11 protein-coding genes are annotated in these 16,231 nt (G+C 72.4%); 6 read left to right on the forward strand and 5 right to left on the reverse strand.

All coding sequences use genetic code 11. The annotated features are described in order from the left end of the window. Nucleotides 1–68 precede the first annotated feature (68 nt). Together ACIBH3_RS13880 and ACIBH3_RS13885 are read left to right on the forward strand one after the other, a co-directional pair. Nucleotides 69–797, forward strand: a complete 729-nt coding sequence (locus ACIBH3_RS13880; RefSeq protein ID WP_396312156.1) for a helix-turn-helix domain-containing protein — start codon at nucleotides 69–71, stop codon at nucleotides 795–797. Then, complete coding sequence (locus tag ACIBH3_RS13885) at nucleotides 794–3,208, forward strand: glycoside hydrolase family 65 protein (protein WP_396312157.1); 2,415 nt, start codon at nucleotides 794–796, stop codon at nucleotides 3,206–3,208. The genes ACIBH3_RS13880 and ACIBH3_RS13885 overlap by 4 nt, the downstream gene beginning before the upstream one ends. Nucleotides 3,209–3,259: 51 nt before the next feature. On the opposite strand, the gene ACIBH3_RS13890 is transcribed toward ACIBH3_RS13885, so the two are convergent. The 3 genes from ACIBH3_RS13890 to ACIBH3_RS13900 are packed head-to-tail and all read right to left on the reverse strand — an operon-like array spanning nucleotide 3,260 to nucleotide 5,533. Further along, a complete protein-coding gene (locus ACIBH3_RS13890) occupies nucleotides 3,260–4,081 on the reverse strand; it encodes an ABC transporter permease subunit (protein WP_396312158.1) in 822 nt (273 codons plus the stop codon). Further along, complete coding sequence (locus ACIBH3_RS13895) at nucleotides 4,078–4,998, reverse strand: ABC transporter ATP-binding protein (protein WP_396312159.1); 921 nt, start codon at nucleotides 4,996–4,998, stop codon at nucleotides 4,078–4,080. The genes ACIBH3_RS13890 and ACIBH3_RS13895 overlap by 4 nt, the downstream gene beginning before the upstream one ends. Nucleotides 4,999–5,023: 25 nt before the next feature. Further along, nucleotides 5,024–5,533: a flavodoxin domain-containing protein gene (locus tag ACIBH3_RS13900; protein WP_396312160.1), complete on the reverse strand. Its 510-nt coding sequence runs from the start codon at nucleotides 5,531–5,533 to the stop codon at nucleotides 5,024–5,026. Between the two features lie 433 nt (nucleotides 5,534–5,966). Here ACIBH3_RS13900 and ACIBH3_RS13905 point away from each other — a divergent pair, with 433 nt between their 5' ends. Continuing rightward, a complete protein-coding gene (locus ACIBH3_RS13905) occupies nucleotides 5,967–6,608 on the forward strand; it encodes a PhoU domain-containing protein (RefSeq protein ID WP_396312161.1) in 642 nt (213 codons plus the stop codon). 93 nt (nucleotides 6,609–6,701) lie between these two features. On the opposite strand, the gene ACIBH3_RS13910 is transcribed toward ACIBH3_RS13905, so the two are convergent. Then, nucleotides 6,702–7,868, reverse strand: a complete 1,167-nt coding sequence (locus tag ACIBH3_RS13910) for an NAD(P) transhydrogenase subunit alpha (RefSeq protein ID WP_396312162.1) — start codon at nucleotides 7,866–7,868, stop codon at nucleotides 6,702–6,704. Nucleotides 7,869–8,004: 136 nt separating this feature from the next. Here ACIBH3_RS13910 and ACIBH3_RS13915 point away from each other — a divergent pair, with 136 nt between their 5' ends. Then, the gene (locus ACIBH3_RS13915; RefSeq protein ID WP_396312163.1) at nucleotides 8,005–11,622 is read left to right on the forward strand and encodes a hydantoinase B/oxoprolinase family protein; all 3,618 of its coding nucleotides are present in this window, start codon (nucleotides 8,005–8,007) and stop codon (nucleotides 11,620–11,622) included. Nucleotides 11,623–11,741: 119 nt separating this feature from the next. Here the strand turns inward: ACIBH3_RS13915 and ACIBH3_RS13920 are convergent, their stop codons facing one another. Then, a complete protein-coding gene (locus ACIBH3_RS13920; protein WP_396312164.1) occupies nucleotides 11,742–12,179 on the reverse strand; it encodes a universal stress protein in 438 nt (145 codons plus the stop codon). A gap of 222 nt (nucleotides 12,180–12,401) precedes the next feature. Here ACIBH3_RS13920 and ACIBH3_RS13925 point away from each other — a divergent pair, with 222 nt between their 5' ends. Then, on the forward strand, nucleotides 12,402–13,280 hold the full coding sequence (locus ACIBH3_RS13925) for a universal stress protein (RefSeq protein WP_396312165.1): 879 nt from the start codon (nucleotides 12,402–12,404) through the stop codon (nucleotides 13,278–13,280). Continuing rightward, nucleotides 13,277–16,216, forward strand: coding sequence for a cation-translocating P-type ATPase (locus ACIBH3_RS13930; protein WP_396312166.1), 2,940 nt, complete (start codon nucleotides 13,277–13,279; stop codon nucleotides 16,214–16,216). The genes ACIBH3_RS13925 and ACIBH3_RS13930 overlap by 4 nt, the downstream gene beginning before the upstream one ends. Nucleotides 16,217–16,231: the final 15 nt, after the last annotated feature.

The raw sequence follows: 16,231 nt of genomic DNA on the forward strand, positions 1-16,231 counted from the left end.
CCCCGGCCCAGCGAACGATAGGAGTGAGGAGGCCACGGCTGTCGGTTGCCGACCGGATGACGGTGCCCGTGACAGGAGAGGACGACGTTCATGAGTACAGCGGACCTCGCGGTCGTGCCCAGGACCAGCCCACAAACCCCGGCGATATCGGCCGCCGCATCGCACACCGCCGCGAGCAGCTGGGCCTCAGCCCCGAGCGGGTGGCGTCCAGGTCCGGTGCGGCCGTCGACTACCTCGAACACCTGGAGTCGCGGCCGGCCGCCGTCGGCCTGGAGACGATCATCTCGCTTGCGGGCCCGCTCGGCACCTCGGTCCGGTATCTGCTCGGCGGCGGACCGGACCTGCCGCCCGGACAGGCCTCGCCGTCCGTCCGCCCGGTGATGGAGGAGCTGCAGCCCTGGGAGTGCTGGGCGAAGATGGAACCAGGTGGCGTCGGCCGGGTCGCCCTGTCGACGCCCGAAGGTCCACGGATTCTGCCGGTCAACTACCGCGCCCCGGACGGCACGGTGCTCTACCGGACGACGGCGCCAAGCACCGCCGCCACTGCGGTGGGCGAGCATGTCGCCTTCGAGGTCGACCGGCTCGACGAGGCACTCGGCAGCGGCTGGAGCGTCCTCGTCACCGGCCTTGCACATCAGGTCACCGAGGCGGACGCCATGGAGTGGTTCGGAAAGCACGCCGATCCCCAGCCCCGGGCCGGCGGTCGGCGCGACACCCGGGTGCGGATCCGCCCGGGCAGGATCACCGGACGCATCATCCGCACCGTCGAGACGAAGCCCTCCGACGACGCACCGTGAGCGACGGGAGCACAGGCCGCCGGGGCTGCGCGCCTTCCGACCCCTGGCAGCTCAGCTACGAGGGCTTCGACCCGGCCGAGGAGGGCATCCGCGAGGTGCTCTGCGCGGTGGGGAACGGCTACCTGGTCAGCCGCGCGGCCGCGCCCGAGTCCCGTGCGGACGGCGTCCACTACCCGGGCACCTACCTGGCCGGCTGCTACGACCGGGCGGCCTCCGTGGTCGGTGGCCGAACCGTCGAGAACGAGGACCTGATCAACTGCCCGAACTGGCTCCCCCTCACCTTCCGGCCGGAGGGCGGCGACTGGTTCGCCGGCCCCGCCACGACGGAGAAGCTGGAACTGGATCTGCGCCGCGGCGTACTGGCCCGGCGAGCCCTGGTCGTGGACGAGCACGGCCGCCGGACCCGGCTGACGCAGCGTCGGATCGCCAGCCAGGCCCAGCCGCACCTGCTCGCGCTGGAAACCGAGCTGGTCCCGGAGAACTGGTCCGGCCGGCTGGAGGTCCGCTGCGCGCTCGACGCGGATGTGTCCAACACCGGCGTCGCCCGCTACCAGGGCCTGGCCAGCCGTCACCTCGCTCCGGACGGAGAGGGTGCGGACGCCGACGGCACGCTGTGGCTTCAGGTGGCCGCCGCCGGATCGCCGCTGCGCATCGCGCTCGCCGCCCGCACCCGCGCGCACCGGGCGGGCGCCCCCCTCCCGGCAGCCCGTACCGACGAGATCCGGGAGGGCCTGGCGGCCCAGGTGCTCGTCCTGGACGCGACGCAGGGATCACCGGTCACCGTGGAGAAGACGGTGGCGGTGTACACCTCCCGCGACCCGGCGATCGGCGCTCCCCTGCGCGCCGCCCGGGCGCTGGTGACGCAGGCGCCCGGCTTCGACCAGCTCGTCCGTGACCATGCCCTGCGGTGGACGGAGCTGTGGCGCCGCTGCCGGATCGATGCGGACTTCGACGGTATCGGCACGCTGCGCCTGCACCTGTTCCACCTCCTGCAGACCTACTCCGAGCACTCCGTCGACCTCGATGTCGGCATCCCCGCACGCGGCCTGCACGGCGAGGCCTACCGCGGCCATGTCTTCTGGGACGAGCTGTTCGTCCTCCAACTGCTCAACCTGCGCTTTCCCGAGCTGGCCCGGGCCGTGCTGCGCTACCGCCACCGCCGGCTCGACGCCGCCCGGCAGGCCGCCCGGGCGATCGGACTGCGCGGCGCGATGTACCCGTGGCAGAGCGCCTCCGACGGCAGGGAGGAGTCCCAGCAGCTGCACCTGAACCCGCTGTCCGGGCGCTGGCTGCCCGACCACAGCCACCTCCAGCGTCACGTCGGCTCCGCCGTCGCCTACAACGTGTGGCAGCACTACCAGGCGACCGGCGACGTGGACTTCCTCGCCACCACCGGCGCCGAGATGCTGATGGAGATCGCCCGCTTCTGGTCCTCGAAGGCGGTGTACGACCCGCCGCGCGAGCGGTACTCGATCCGCGGCGTCCTCGGGCCCGACGAGTACCACGATGCCTATCCATGGTCCGACCGGCCGGGGCTGGACGACAACGCCTACACCAACGTGCTGGCCTCCTGGGTGCTCGCCCGCGCCCTCGACGCCGTGGACGCGCTGCCGGGGTACCGGCGCGAGGAGCTGCTGGAGCGGCTCGGGCTCGACCGGGGTGAACTCGACCGCTGGCAGGAGGTGGGCCGCCGCCTGCACGTGCCGTTCCACGACGGCGTGCTCAGCCAGTTCGACGGGTACGAGCGCCTCGCCGAACTCGACTGGGCCGCCTACCACCGGCGCTACGCCGACCTGCGCCGGCTCGACCGGATCCTGGAGGCCGAGGGCGACACCGTCAACCACTACAAGGCGTCCAAGCAGGCGGACGTCCTCATGCTGTTCTACCTGTTCTCCGCGCGCGAGGTCCGCGACCTCCTGCGCCGGCTCGGCTACCGGGCCGGCCACGAGCTGCTGCGCCGCACGACCGACTACTACCTCCGGCGTACCGTCCACGGCTCGACGCTCAGCGCGGTGGTGCACGCCTGGGTCCTGACCCGCACCGACCGTCGGGCCTCGTGGCGGTTCTTCCGCGACGCCCTCGCCGGCGACCTGGTCGACGTGCAGGGCGGGACCACCGCCGAGGGCATCCACCTCGGCGCCATGGCCGGCACCGTCGATCTCCTGCAGCGCTGCTACACGGGCCTGGAGATCCGCCAGGACGCGCTCTGGCTCGCCCCCCGTCTGCCGTCGGCGATCGGACGGGTGGAACTGGACCTCCGCTACCGCGGCCACTGGGGCATCTCCCTCTCCGTCGACCGGCGAACCGTCACGATCAGCCTTCGGGAGAGCACCCAGGAGCCCATCCGGGTCGGCCTCCGTGGCTCCTCGACGACCGTCCGGCCGGGCGAGAGCCACCGGTTCTCGCTCTGAGTACGGGCCGTCGGCCGGCCGGTCCCGTGGTGGTCGAGGACACCTGACGCATCAGGGAGCGAGGTCCCGACGGGCCAGGAGCCCGAAGGCCGCCGCGACCCCGGCCAGACCGACTGCGGCGAGCACACCCAGGGAGCTCCACGGCACGGCGCCGTGGGCGAGCGCGTCGCCCGGCGTGTAGTAGTGGAACGGGCTGAGGTAGCGCAGCGGCGCGGCCTTCGACCAGGCGAGCGCGACGAAGTTCAGGGCGAACCCGACCGCGCCGAACGCGATCGTGGCACCGACCACCTGGGACCGGCGACGGCCCGCCGCGGACACCGCCAGTGCCGGACCGGTGAGGCACAGCGTGAAGGCGCAGCCCAGCAGCCCGGCCGCGAACACGCCACTGATCGGCACGGCCCGGTGCAGCTGCGGGGACAGTGCGACCCCGACCGCCATGGTGAGGGTGGCCGCGATGTTGAGCAGCACCGAGGCAGCCGCCACTGCCGCGGTCCGTTCGGCCAGCAGCCGGCTGCGGGAGACGGGGCGGGCCATCAGGAGCTCGATCGTCCCCGACTCCACGTCGGCCGCGACGGCGGCCGCCGCCAGCGAGCCGATGGCGGTCAGCTGGATCGCGATCCAGAACGGGTGGGTGAGCCCGGCGCCGAGCAGTCCGGGGTAGCTGGCGATCGACACGTCACCGCTGGAGCCGCTGAACGCCCGGAACGCACTCGGCGGGGTGCGCCCGCCGCCGGCGAAGAGCTGGGCCGGGGAGAGCGTGTCGGCGATGACCACGATGAGGGTCTCGAACACGACCATGCCCAGGACCAGGGCGACCAGCATCCGCCGACGCCGGTACAGGGCCAGCCTGAGCAGTGGGAAGCGGCTCCTCACGACCGTGGCCCCGCGTCGGCGTCCCGGTAGAGGTCGAGGAACGCCTCCTCAAGGCCTGCCTCCTCCACCGCCAGGTCGGCCACCGGGAGGGCCAGCAGGCCGCGTAGCGCGCCCACCACCTCGCGGGGTGGCACCAGGAGTTCGACCTGGTCGCCCTTCCAGCGCGGAGACCACTGCTCCGCCCTGCCGAGCGGACGCGGCCCACGGCCATCGGTGAAGGTCAGCCGGATCTTCCGTGCCCGTGCCTCACGCAGCGCCGCGACGCTCTGCACGGTCACCAGCCTCCCGTCCCGGATGATCGCCACCCGGCAGCAGGTCCGCTGTACCTCTGGCAGGACGTGGCTGGAGAGCATCACGGTGCGACCTGCCGCCTGCGCCTCGGTCAGCAGTTCGAAGAAGGTCTCCTGGACCAGCGGGTCCAGGCCCTCGGTCGGCTCGTCCAGCACCACGAGTTCGGGGTCGTGCTGGAGCGCCTGCACCAGGCCGAGCTTCTGCTTCATGCCACGCGAGTACTCCTGCACGGTGCGGCCCAGTACGGACGCCGACAGGGCCAGGCGCTCACACAGCTCTGCGCGGCGGGGTGTGGGAGCGCCCTGCAGATCGGCGAGCAGCTTGAGGGTCTGGTGTCCGGTCAGTTCGGGGTAGAGGCGCAGCTCGCCGGGCAGATAGCCGAGCGCGGGGGCGAGTCGGCGATGATCCGTGACGGGGTCCAGGCCCAGTGCTCGGACCCGCCCCGCGGTGGGCCGCAGGAGGCCGATCAGGCAGCGCAGCGTGGTGGTCTTGCCGGCTCCGTTCGGCCCGAGGAAGCCGAAGACCTCGCCGGCGGCCACGGTGAGGTCGAGCTGCTCGACGCCGACCGTCCGCCCGTAGCGCTTGGTCAGCGAGCCGATCTCGATCGCCGACTCCGAGGCGGGCACGAACGCGCTCCTTCCCTCCTCGGTGTCACGCCGAGTTCTGGGAGCGCAGCTCGTTCCCGATCTCGTGGGCCCAGGTCCGGATGTGCTCAGGGTTTCGGAAGTCGCCGCCCTTGCCGTGCTTGACCAGGGTGCGGGCGATCCAGCCGGGGGTCTCGGACGTGAGGCTGCCGCCGAAGGTGACATGCCCGCGGGCGTGCAGGTGCTCCATCGCCTTGGCCGCGCCGGGCACCGGCGGGATCTCGTGCTGCTCGGCTGAGCTGTCCACCGGGCCGCTGCTGAACAGCCAGACCGGACGGTGGGCCAGCGCCTCGGCATTGCGATCGGCACAGCTCAGGGCATCGCGCTGCCAGTGGCCCGCGTAGAGCGAGCTGCCGAGGATGACTGCGTCGAACTGCGTCACGTCCTGGACGTCCGAGGCGGGGACGACGTCCGTGTCGAACCCGTCCTGCTCCAACGTGCGACCGATCTCCCGGGCGATGCCGGTGGTGGCGCCGTGCTTGCTGCCGTAGGCCACGAGGATCTTCTGCTTCTTCATGGCGGCCCTCCTGTGGGTGCCGGGTGCGGCTGCCGGTCGGTGCTGCCGACAGGTCCAGCCTGGGCCTGTGCAGGGCATCGGCGCCAGGGCCGCTCGCCCTGTTCCCGGGGCCGGTAGGCCCTGCCGCGACCGTCAGCGGGGCGCTGTCCCGGGAGGGTGAGACGTGGGAGCCCGATCCGCAGAGCCGTCCGTGGCGCGGGACCGACCGATTGCAGTCGACGCGGCCTCCCTTCCCGCTTCTACCGGGTCGGCTCTTCCCGGTCCGGACCGTTCGGCACCTTGCACCTTGCCGTCCGCAGGAGCGGTGTGAGACTTGAAGGGAGGAATGGGACACGGCGCACGCTCAGGCGGTCGCCTCCCTCGCGGCCGGCAGAGGCGCACCGCGCGGACGCGGTCGGCGAGGGAGCCGGTGTCCTGGAACAGGAGTTGGCGGATGTCTGAGACCGGCCAGGACCGGTCCGGTCGGCTGCTCGGAGACCTGGCCGGAATGATTCGGCTCGCGCACACGGCGCTGGGCGAAGCCACTGCCGCCTTGCTCGACACGGCCGACACGGCCGCCGAGAACGCGACGGCCGCTGAGAAGGCGCTGTACGAGCTCCGCGAGGAGATCGAGGACGACGCTTCGGCCCTGTTGCTGGACGGTTCGCCGACGGCTGACCTGCGCACGATCGTCGTCGGCGTCCACGTCGGCACCGATGTGGAATGCCTGGCGGCTCTCGCCCGACAGCTGGTCGCGCTCGCCTGGGCGCGGCAGTCGGGGCAACCCATGCCGGCACGGCTGCGGCTCCCCTTGCGAGGCATGGGCAACCTCGCCCTGACCATGGTCGCCATGGCGGGTGACGTGCTGGAGTCCACAGAATCCGAGACCGTCGCCGACCTTCTCGGAGGCATGCACGAGATCGCCCAGCGCCAGCGGCTGCTGTATGACCAGATGCTCTCCGAAGCCGACCAGGCCGAGCCCGGTGACGTCGCCGACGCGACGCTGCTGAGCTGTTGCTACGAGCGATGCGCGAGCCACGCCGTGTCCATGGCCCGCCACGCGGCCTTCTTCGCCGACTCCAAGCTGGCTGGCTGAACGACAGTCGGGTCCGTCGCCTGACGGTCCCAGGCGTCGGCCGAACGGTCAGGATGGTCGCCCGACCGGGCCGGAGAGCATGGTCCGGTCCGTTCAGGGCAGACCGGCCACGGCGATCGCGTCGAGGATCAGCTGCCAGGTGGGAGCGTGGAGGACGCTGCCGTGGTGGGTCACCACGATCGCGGCCTGCAGGGGATCAGTCGGATCAATCGTCAGGGATCCACCGTGCGTCAGGCGTTCGAGCAGCGCGGCGACGTTGTGCGCGTAGGCGGTCGACGCGGTCGTCGGGACCTGTGCCGCAAGGTTGCCCGCGCCGATCACCGTGACCTGGTCACCGACCAGGGTCGTGGTGTCCGGCTCGGCGGCCTCGACGTTCCCGCCCGGTGGTCCGGCCGTCACGTCGACGACGACCGAGCCGGGGCGCATGTCCCGGATCGCCCGGGTGGTGATCAGGGTCGGCGCGGGCCCGCTGGGGGGCTCGACGGCCGCGATGACGATGTCGAAGAGGGGCAGCACCGCGGCCAGGCCCCGGCGCAACGCGTCCTGCTCGGTGTCGAGCGCCCGGACGAATTCCGCGTCGTCGGCGGCCGGCCGGAGATCAGGGAGGTCGAGGAAGGTGCCACCCAGAGCGGTGATCTCCTCCCGTGGACGGCGACGTAGGTCGTGGGCATGGACGACCGCGCCGAGGCCGCGGGCTGTGTCGATCGCTTGCAGCCCGGCGGCTCCGGCACCCACGACCAGCACCCGTACGGGTGCGAAGACCGCCGCGGCCGATCCCCACGGCGACAGGCAGCGGCTCAGGAGACCGGCCGCGAGGAGGACTGCCCGGTAACCGGCGATCCTGGCCTGGGACACGCCGGCGTCCACCGGGTACGCGCCGCTGAGCGTGTGCGGGACCAGGTCGAGGCTGATCACGGTGACCCCCTCGTCCGCCCAGCGGCGGATCAGGAAGGGGATCCGAGTCGGCCGCAGGAGCGCCACCAGCGTCTGCCCGTTCCGGAACGGGTCGGGGAACTCGACGTTGGGGGCCTGGACCCCGACGAGGACATCCGCACTGCGGAACAACTCGCCGCGCGGGACGATGTCGGCGCCGGCCCTGGTGTAGTCGTCGTCGGCGAACCAGGCCGCCGCGCCGGCTCCGCTCTCCACCATGACGTCCAGGCCGAGGGCTCTGACGGTGCTGACGAGGTCGGGAACGAGCGCGACCCGCCGCTCACCCGGCGCCGTTTCCCGGTAGACGCCGACCGTGATGGCCACCATCACCCGTCACCTCCGTCCGGAGGAAGCCGACACGTTCCAGTATGTCGCGTTTGCGGTGCTCGATCGCCCGGTCGGATACTCGACCACGACACGCTGCGGAAACGGCCATCGCGCCGGGCGGCGGAGGGAGCCGGGCGTGGAACACGAGGGCTGGCAGTTCTGGGTCGACCGTGGCGGGACCTTCACCGACGTCGTTGCCCTGAGCCCGGACGGCCGGCTGCTGACGCACAAGCTGCTGTCACACTCCCCGGGGCACCCTCAAGGCTCGGCCGGGAGCGGCGATCCCACCCGAGACCCCGCGGTGGCGGGGATCCGCGCACTGCTCGGCCTGCCCGCGGACCGGCCACTGGCCGATGCCCGGATCGACGTGGTACGGATGGGCACGACGGTGGCCACCAACGCCCTGCTGGAGCGCAAAGGCGAGCGAACCGCCCTGGTGATCACCCGCGGCTTCGGCGACGCGCTGCGCATCGGCTACCAGAACCGGCCACGCATCTTCGACCGCCGGATCATCCTGCCCGAGCCACTCTACGAGCGGGTCATCGAGGTCGACGAGCGGATCACGGCCGAGGGCACCGTGCTGCGCGCGCCGGATCTCGACCGGCTGCGCGAAGACCTGCGGCGCGTCCACGAGGACGGCATCCGCGCGGTGGCGGTGGTCTGCCTTCACAGCTACCTCCACCCCGCGCACGAACAGGCCATCGGCCGCCTCGCCGAGCAGCTCGGCTTCCCGCAGGTGTCGCTCTCCAGCGAGGCGAGCCCGCTGATGAAGCTGGTTCCGCGCGGCGACACCGCCGTGGTCGACGCCTACCTGTCTCCGGTGCTGCGCCGCTACGTCACGCAGGTCGCCGAGGAACTGCGGGGCGTGCGCCTGATGTTCATGCAGTCCAACGGCGGCCTCGCGGAGGCGGGCCACTTCCGCGGCAAGGACGCGATCCTCTCGGGCCCGGCCGGCGGCATCGTCGGCATGGTGCGGATGTCTCAACTCGCCGGCTTCGACCGGGTGATCGGCTTCGACATGGGCGGCACCTCCACCGATGTGTCCCACTTCGCCGGAGCGTACGAGCGGTTGTCCACCAGCCAGGTGGCCGGGGTGCGGCTGCGCGCACCGATGCTGGCCATCCACACCGTGGCCGCCGGCGGCGGCTCCGTCCTGCACTTCGACGGCAGCCGGCTGCGGGTCGGGCCCGACTCGGCGGGCGCGGACCCGGGCCCGGCGTCCTACCGTGCCGGTGGCCCGCTGACCGTCACCGATGCCAACGTGATGCTCGGCCGCATCCAGCCCGCGCACTTCCCGCACGTGTTCGGACCATCCGGCGACCGGCCGCTCGACGGTGACCTGGTGCGCCGGCGGTTCACCGAGCTCGCCGCCGAGATCCGGGCGCGCACCGGTGACCGGCGCTCGCCCGAGCAGGTCGCCGAGGGCTACCTCCAGATCGCGGTGGTGAACATCGCCAACGCCGTCAAGCGGATCTCCGTGCAGCAGGGCCGTGATGTCACCCGCTACGTGCTGACCACGTTCGGCGGTGCGGGCGGCCAGCACGCCTGCGCGGTGGCCGACTCGCTGGGCATCCGCAGCGTGCTCGTGCCCCCCATGGCCGGGGTGCTCTCCGCACTCGGCATCGGCCTCGCCGACACCACGGTCATGCGCGAGAAGTCCGTGGAGAGCCCGCTCGAACCGGCCTCGATGCCGCGGGTCCAGGCCGTCGCCGACGACCTCGAATCGGCGGCGCGCGCGGAGCTGCTCGACGAGGGGACACCACCCGAGCGGATCCGGGTGACCCGCCGCGCGCAGCTGCGCTACGACGGTACCGACACCACCGTCGCGGTCGAGCTGGCGGAGCCGGATGCCATGACCGCCGCCTTCGAGACGAGCCACCGCGCCACCTACTCGTTCCTGATGGATCGTCCGATCGTCATCGAGGCCCTCTCGGTCGAGGCGACCGGGCTCACCGAACAGCCCGACCTGGGCCACCTCGGCGGACCGGGCTTCAGCAGTGAGGCAGGGGCCGTACGGCTGTACACGCGCGGGGCCTGGCGCGAGGCCCCGCTGCTGGAGCGGGCGGCGATGCGGCCCGGTGACACGGTGACCGGCCCCGTGATCATCGCCGAGGCCGGCGCGACCACGGTGGTGGACGAGGGGTGGCAGGCGACGATGACGCCGGTCGGTCACCTGCTGGCGGAGCGGGTGGCCGCACGCGCTGAGGCCGGCGTCGGGACCGAGGCCGACCCCGTGCTCTTGGAGATCTTCAACAACCTCTTCATGGCCATCGCCCAACAGATGGGCGCACGGCTGGAGTCGACGGCGCAGTCGGTCAACATCAAGGAGCGGCTGGACTTCTCGTGCGCGCTCTTCGACCCGGACGGGAACCTCATCGCCAACGCCCCCCACATCCCTGTGCACCTGGGATCCATGGGCACCACCGTCAAGGAGGTGATCCGCCGCCGCGCCGGAGCGCTGAAGCCCGGCGACGCGTACGCGGTCAACGACCCGTACCACGGCGGCACCCACCTGCCCGACATCACCGTGGTGACACCGGTGTTCGACGCAGATGACCGGCGGATCCTCTTCTTCGTCGCCTCCCGCGGCCACCACGCCGAGATCGGCGGGCTCACCCCGGGCTCGATGCCGGCCGACAGCCGCGAGATCCACGAGGAAGGCGTCCTCTTCGACACCTGGCTGCTGGTCGAGAACGGCAGGCTACGCGAGGCCGAGACGCTACGGCTGCTCACCGAGGCGCCGTACCCCTCCAGGGACCCGGCGACCAACCTCGCCGACCTGAGGGCGCAGATCGCCGCCAACCGGAAGGGAGTCGACGAGGTCACCAGGATGATCGACCACTTCGGCCTGGACGTCGTGCAGGCCTACATGCGGCACGTGCAGGACAACGCGGAGGAAGCGGTCCGCCGCGTCATCGACTCCCTCGCCGACGGCGCCTACCGCTACGAGACGGATTCCGGCGCGGTGATCGCGGTACGGATCTCCGTCGACCGTCAACGGCGCTGCGCCACCGTTGACTTCACCGGCACCTCGCCGCAGCTCGACACCAACCTCAACGCACCGTCCTCCGTGGTCACCGCAGCCGTGCTCTACGTCTTCCGCACCCTCGTCGCCGACGACATCCCGCTCAACGACGGCTGCCTGCGCCCGCTGCGCATCGTCATCCCGGCCGGCTCGATGCTCGCCCCCGCATACCCGGCCGCCGTGGTCGCGGGGAACGTCGAGACCTCGCAGGCGATCACCGGCGCGCTCTACGCGGCACTGGGAGCCCAGGCCGAGGGGTCCGGCACGATGAACAACGTCAGCTTCGGCAACGAGCACCACCAGTACTACGAGACGGTCGCCTCCGGCTCCGGAGCAGGCGACGGATTCGACGGGGCCGGCGTGGTGCAGACGCACATGACCAACTCCCGGCTGACCGACCCCGAGGTGCTCGAATGGCGTCTGCCCGTCCTGCTGGAGGAGTTCGCCTTCCGGCACGGCAGCGGGGGCGCGGGGCGGTGGCACGGAGGCGACGGAGCGATCCGCCGGATCCGGTTCCGGGAGCCGATGACGGTGAGCCTCCTGTCCGGACACCGGCGGGTGGCCCCCTACGGCATGGCCGGCGGATCGCCCGGCGCTCTCGGAGCCAACCGGGTGCAGCGCACCGACGGCAGCATCCTGCGCCTGGACGGCTGCGACCGCGCCGACCTCAAGGCAGGAGACGTGCTGGTGATCGAGACCCCCGGCGGGGGCGGCTACGGCACCGGTTGAAGGCACCCGGCTCACTTCCCGCTCGTTCGAGACCGGCAGGCCCCAGCATCCTGGGACCGTGCGCCGGCCGCCGAAGTCTGTGCCGCCGAAGCCCGCCCCGCAACCGCCGGGGACGGCGGTCAGCTGGGCGGGCGGACGATCACCACGGGGCACGACGCGTGCATCGCGCAGCGCGTGCTCACCGAGCCGAGCAGGGCGCGGGCGAAGGTCCCGTGGCCGCGGCTGCCGACAACCAGGAGGTCAGCACCGTCGGCCGCTGCCAGCAGGACGTCGGCCGGGTTGCCGCGAACCAGCTGTTCGTGGACCTCGACCGGCCGGGCGTCCCCGAGCACCTCGTTGATCTCCTGGTCGAACCGTCGGCGCGCCGTCTCCGCCTCCAGTGTGGGGTCGACCACGGTCGGGCCCGCGAAAAGCGGGGTGGCTTCCCACGCGCCCACCACATCCACCGTCGCGCCCAGCAGGGCTGCCTGCTGCACCGCCCAGCGCAGCGCAGCCTGTGACGAGGGCGAGCCGTCGATGCCCACCACGACACGAGCGGTCGAACCGTTCCCGGTCACGCGCAACCACCTCATTTCGTTTCCGTCACCTCCCACGCTGCACTCCCCCCGCCCGGTCCGCCAGCGAAGTCCCACTGAGGCTCATCGCGGCGGGGGTCATCGGACCAGGGCACTCAGCCATCACCTTGGGGCCGCTCGGCCCTGCCATCTCGTGTCGTGCGCGCCTACGGTACCTACAGGGCCCAGGATTCGGGCCGCCCCACGATCACCCGTGGAGGAGCCATGGCATCCGCCAGCAAACGCCGTCCGATCGTCCTCGGCGTGGACGCCCGGGAACCCGGTCGACTCGCGACATCCTGGGCCGCCGATGAGGCCGACCGCCGCAAACTGCCCCTGGTGATGGTCCATGCCGTTCCGAAGCCGGCACGTGATCTGCACGGCTTCGAAAGACGCCACCACGAGGAACTCCACCACAACGGCCGCCAGATGCTCGACAAGGCCGCAGCCCTCACAGGCGAGCGGCACCCCGACCTGGAGGTGACCAGCACCCTGGTGGAGGGCAACCCTGGCCAGGCGCTGTGCCGGCAGTCGCGGCACGCCGAGCTCGTCGTGCTCGGCTCGCGCCGGCTCTCCCGCACGGAGGAGCTCCTCAGCACCTACTCGGTGGCCGTCCCGGTCAGTGCCCAGGCCGCCTGCCCGGTGGTCGTGGTGCGCGATCCCGAGCACATCACCCAGGACCCGCCCTACCTCGTGGTCGGGGTGGACGGCAGCCCGGCGTCCGCCGCCGCGGTCGACGTCGCCTTCGACCTGGCGGCCCGGCGGGGAGCCGCGCTGCGCGCCATCTGGGTCTGGCAGTCGCAGCTGATCGCCCGGGTCGACGAGCATGACGCCGTCCAGACGCTGCGGCGGCTGCTGACCGAGACCACCGCCGGTCATGCCGACCGGTACCCCGACGTGAAGCTGACCCACGAGGTGATCCGCGGCCACCCCGTGGAAGAACTGGCCAAGGCCTCGGCGCACGCCCTCGCCGTCGTGGTCGGGCGTCGCGGACACGGCGGGTTCACCGGCATGCGGCTCGGCTCCGTACCGCACGGCCTCCTGCACCACGCCCACTGTCCGATCGTCACCGTGCCCCGGCCGGCCGACGAACCGGGCGCATGAGGCCCGACGGCCCCGGCGCCCTGCGGCAGGCCACGGACCGACAGCCGGAAGGCGGGGACACGCCGGACCCACGCGAGCCGATCGCGCTGCTCTTCCGGGACCTACGCACCTCTGGCCGGGGCCTGCCGGAACGCGAGGCGGCCCGCCGCCAGGCCGTGTACGGCCCCAACACCCTCGCCCGCCGCGGCGGCCGGCGCTGGCCCCGCGAGCTCGCGCAGCAGTTCACCCACCCACTCGCCCTGCTTCTGGCGCTCGCGGCGGTCCTGGCCGCCGTCAGCGGGGCGCCGGCGCTGGCCGTGGCGATCGTGGCCGTGATCCTGCTGAATGCCATGCTCGCCTTCGCCCAGGAGCAGCAGGCGGAGAACGCGGTGGAGGCGCTGGCCTCCTTCCTGCCGGAGCAGGCGACCGTGGTCCGCGAGGGCGTGCGACAGGAGGTGGCGGCCACGTCACTGGTCCCCGGGGATGTACTGGTGGTCGAGGAGGGCGAGCGGATCTCCGCCGACGCCCGGCTGCTGTCCGGCGGGGTGGAGGTGGACCTCTCGGCGCTGACGGGTGAATCGGTGCCGGTGTTCCGCTCGGCGGAGCTGGTGGACGTCGAGGGATCGCTGCTGGACGCCCGTGACCTGCTGTTCTCCGGGACGGCCTGTACCGGCGGGCAGGCCCAGGCCGTGGTCACCGCCACCGGGATGCACAGCGAGCTGGGCAGGATCGCGGCGCTGAGCCAGCGCACCCGGCGCGAGGAGAGCCCGCTGGAGCACCAGGTCAAGCGGGCCGCCCGGCTGATCGCGCTGGTGGCGATCGGTGTCGGGCTGGCCTTCCTGCCGATCGGCCTCGCCGCCGGGCTGTCGCTCGCCGCTGCGGTGAGTTTCGCGATCGGCCTGCTCGTCGCCAACGTGCCCGAGGGTCTGCTCCCGACGATCACGCTGTCGCTGGCCTCCGGGGTCCGCGACCTGGCCCGGCGCGGGGCCGTGGTCAAGCGCCTCTCCGCCGTGGAGACGCTGGGTTCCACCACGGTCGTCTGCACCGACAAGACCGGCACACTGACCGAGAACCGGATGCTGGCCACCGCCGTTTGGACGCCGGGCGGCGAGTGCCCTGTCGACGTCGCGGTGGATCCGCCTCCGGAGGTCCAGTTGCTCGCCAGAGCAGCGGCAGCCTGCACCACGGCCCACCCCGATGCAGGCCACGGCGACCCCACCGAGGTGGCCCTGCTCGATCTGGCCGGCCGGCTCGGTGTGACGTGCGCGCCCGAGCAGCGCGACCTCGACCGGCGGGCGCTGTTCCGGTTCGATCCCCGCATCAAGCTGATGACGACCGCGGACTCCGAGGACGGCACGGTCGTCCTGCACACCAAGGGCGCACCCGAGGAGGTCCTCACCCACGCGGACCAGCTCCTCGATCACGGTTCGCAGCGGCATCTCACACCGGCCGACCGGACCGCGGTGGTCCACGCCGTCGGCACCCTGGCCGCCAGGGGACTGCGGGTGCTCGCCGTGGCCCGACGGCCGCTTCCACCTGGCCAGGCTCCGCCCGACCGGCGGGAGGAGGCCGAGCAGAACCTCTGCCTGGTCGGCCTGATCGCGATGGCCGACCCGGCCCGGCCCGAGGTTGCCCACGCGATCACCCTCGCCCACCGCGCCGGGATCACCGTCCACGTCGTCACCGGCGACAACGGCCTGACCGCCGCCGCCATCGCCGGCCAGGTCGGTATCGGCCATCACGGCTCCCGCATCGTCACCGGCACCGAGCTGGCGGCCATGGGCGACCGGGAGCTGGACACGCTGCTCGCCCGCGGCGAGGAGGTGATCTTCGCCCGTACCTCCCCCGAAGCCAAACTCCGGATCGCGGACGCCCTGCGGGCCGAGGGCCACACCGTCGCGATGACCGGCGACGGCGTCAACGACGCGCCCGCCCTGCGGCGCGCCGACATCGGCGTCGCCATGGGCCGCTCCGGCACCGACGTCGCCCGCGAGTCCGCCACGATGGTGCTCACCGACGACAACTTCGCAACGATCATCGCGGCCGTCGAGGCCGGCCGGCGGACGTACGACAACATCCGCAAGTTCATCGTCTACATCTTCGCCCACGCCGTCCCCGAGGTCGTGCCCTTCCTGGTCTTCGCCCTCGCGGGCGGCGCCGTCCCGCTTCCCCTCACGGTGATGCAGATCCTGGCCGTCGACCTCGGCACCGACACCCTCCCCGCGCTCGCGCTCGGCCGCGAACGCGCCGAGCCCGGCCTGATGGACCGCCCGCCGCGCCCGCGCGGCGAGAAGGTGATCCAGCGCTCGATGCTGGCCCGGGCGTGGGGTTTCCTCGGCCTGATCTCGGCCTGCCTCGTGATGGGCGGCTTCCTGCTCACCCTGACCCTGGGCGGGTGGCACCCCGGCGACCCGACCGGCCCCGGCACCGCCCTGCACCTGACGTACCAGCAGGCCACCACGGTCACCTGGCTCGGCATCGTCGCCTGCCAGATCGGCACCGCCTTCGCCGCCCGCACCGAGCGCGCCTCGCTGCGCTCCATCGGCGTCCTCAGCAACCGGCAACTGCTCGTCGGCATCGGCTTCTCGCTGGCCTTCGCCGCCGCGATCGTCTACCTCCCCCCGCTGCACCACGTGTTCGGCACTGCCGCACTCGATCCCACCCAGCTGGCGATCGTGGCACCGTTCCCGTTCGTCGTCTGGGGCGCGGACGAACTGCGCAGAGCCCTGGTATGCCGCCGCACGCCCGCCCCTGTCACGCCGGTGCGCTTCGCCCCCGCGCCGCTGCAACCATCCGTCGAGGCCTCCGGACATCACCCCGTCGCCGTCCTGCTCGCACGCCACGGCTGGAGCGCGCACCGGCTCCAGCACGCTCTCGGCATCAGCGAACACGCCGCTGAGGAGATCGTCGCCCACGCCCACCGGGTCGCCGCCGAGCACGGCCGCCGGACGCCGTGACGCGGCGAGGACCGG

Source organism: Kitasatospora sp. NPDC050543 (assembly GCF_044457565.1).
Taxonomy (GTDB): Bacteria; Actinomycetota; Actinomycetes; order Streptomycetales; family Streptomycetaceae; genus Kitasatospora.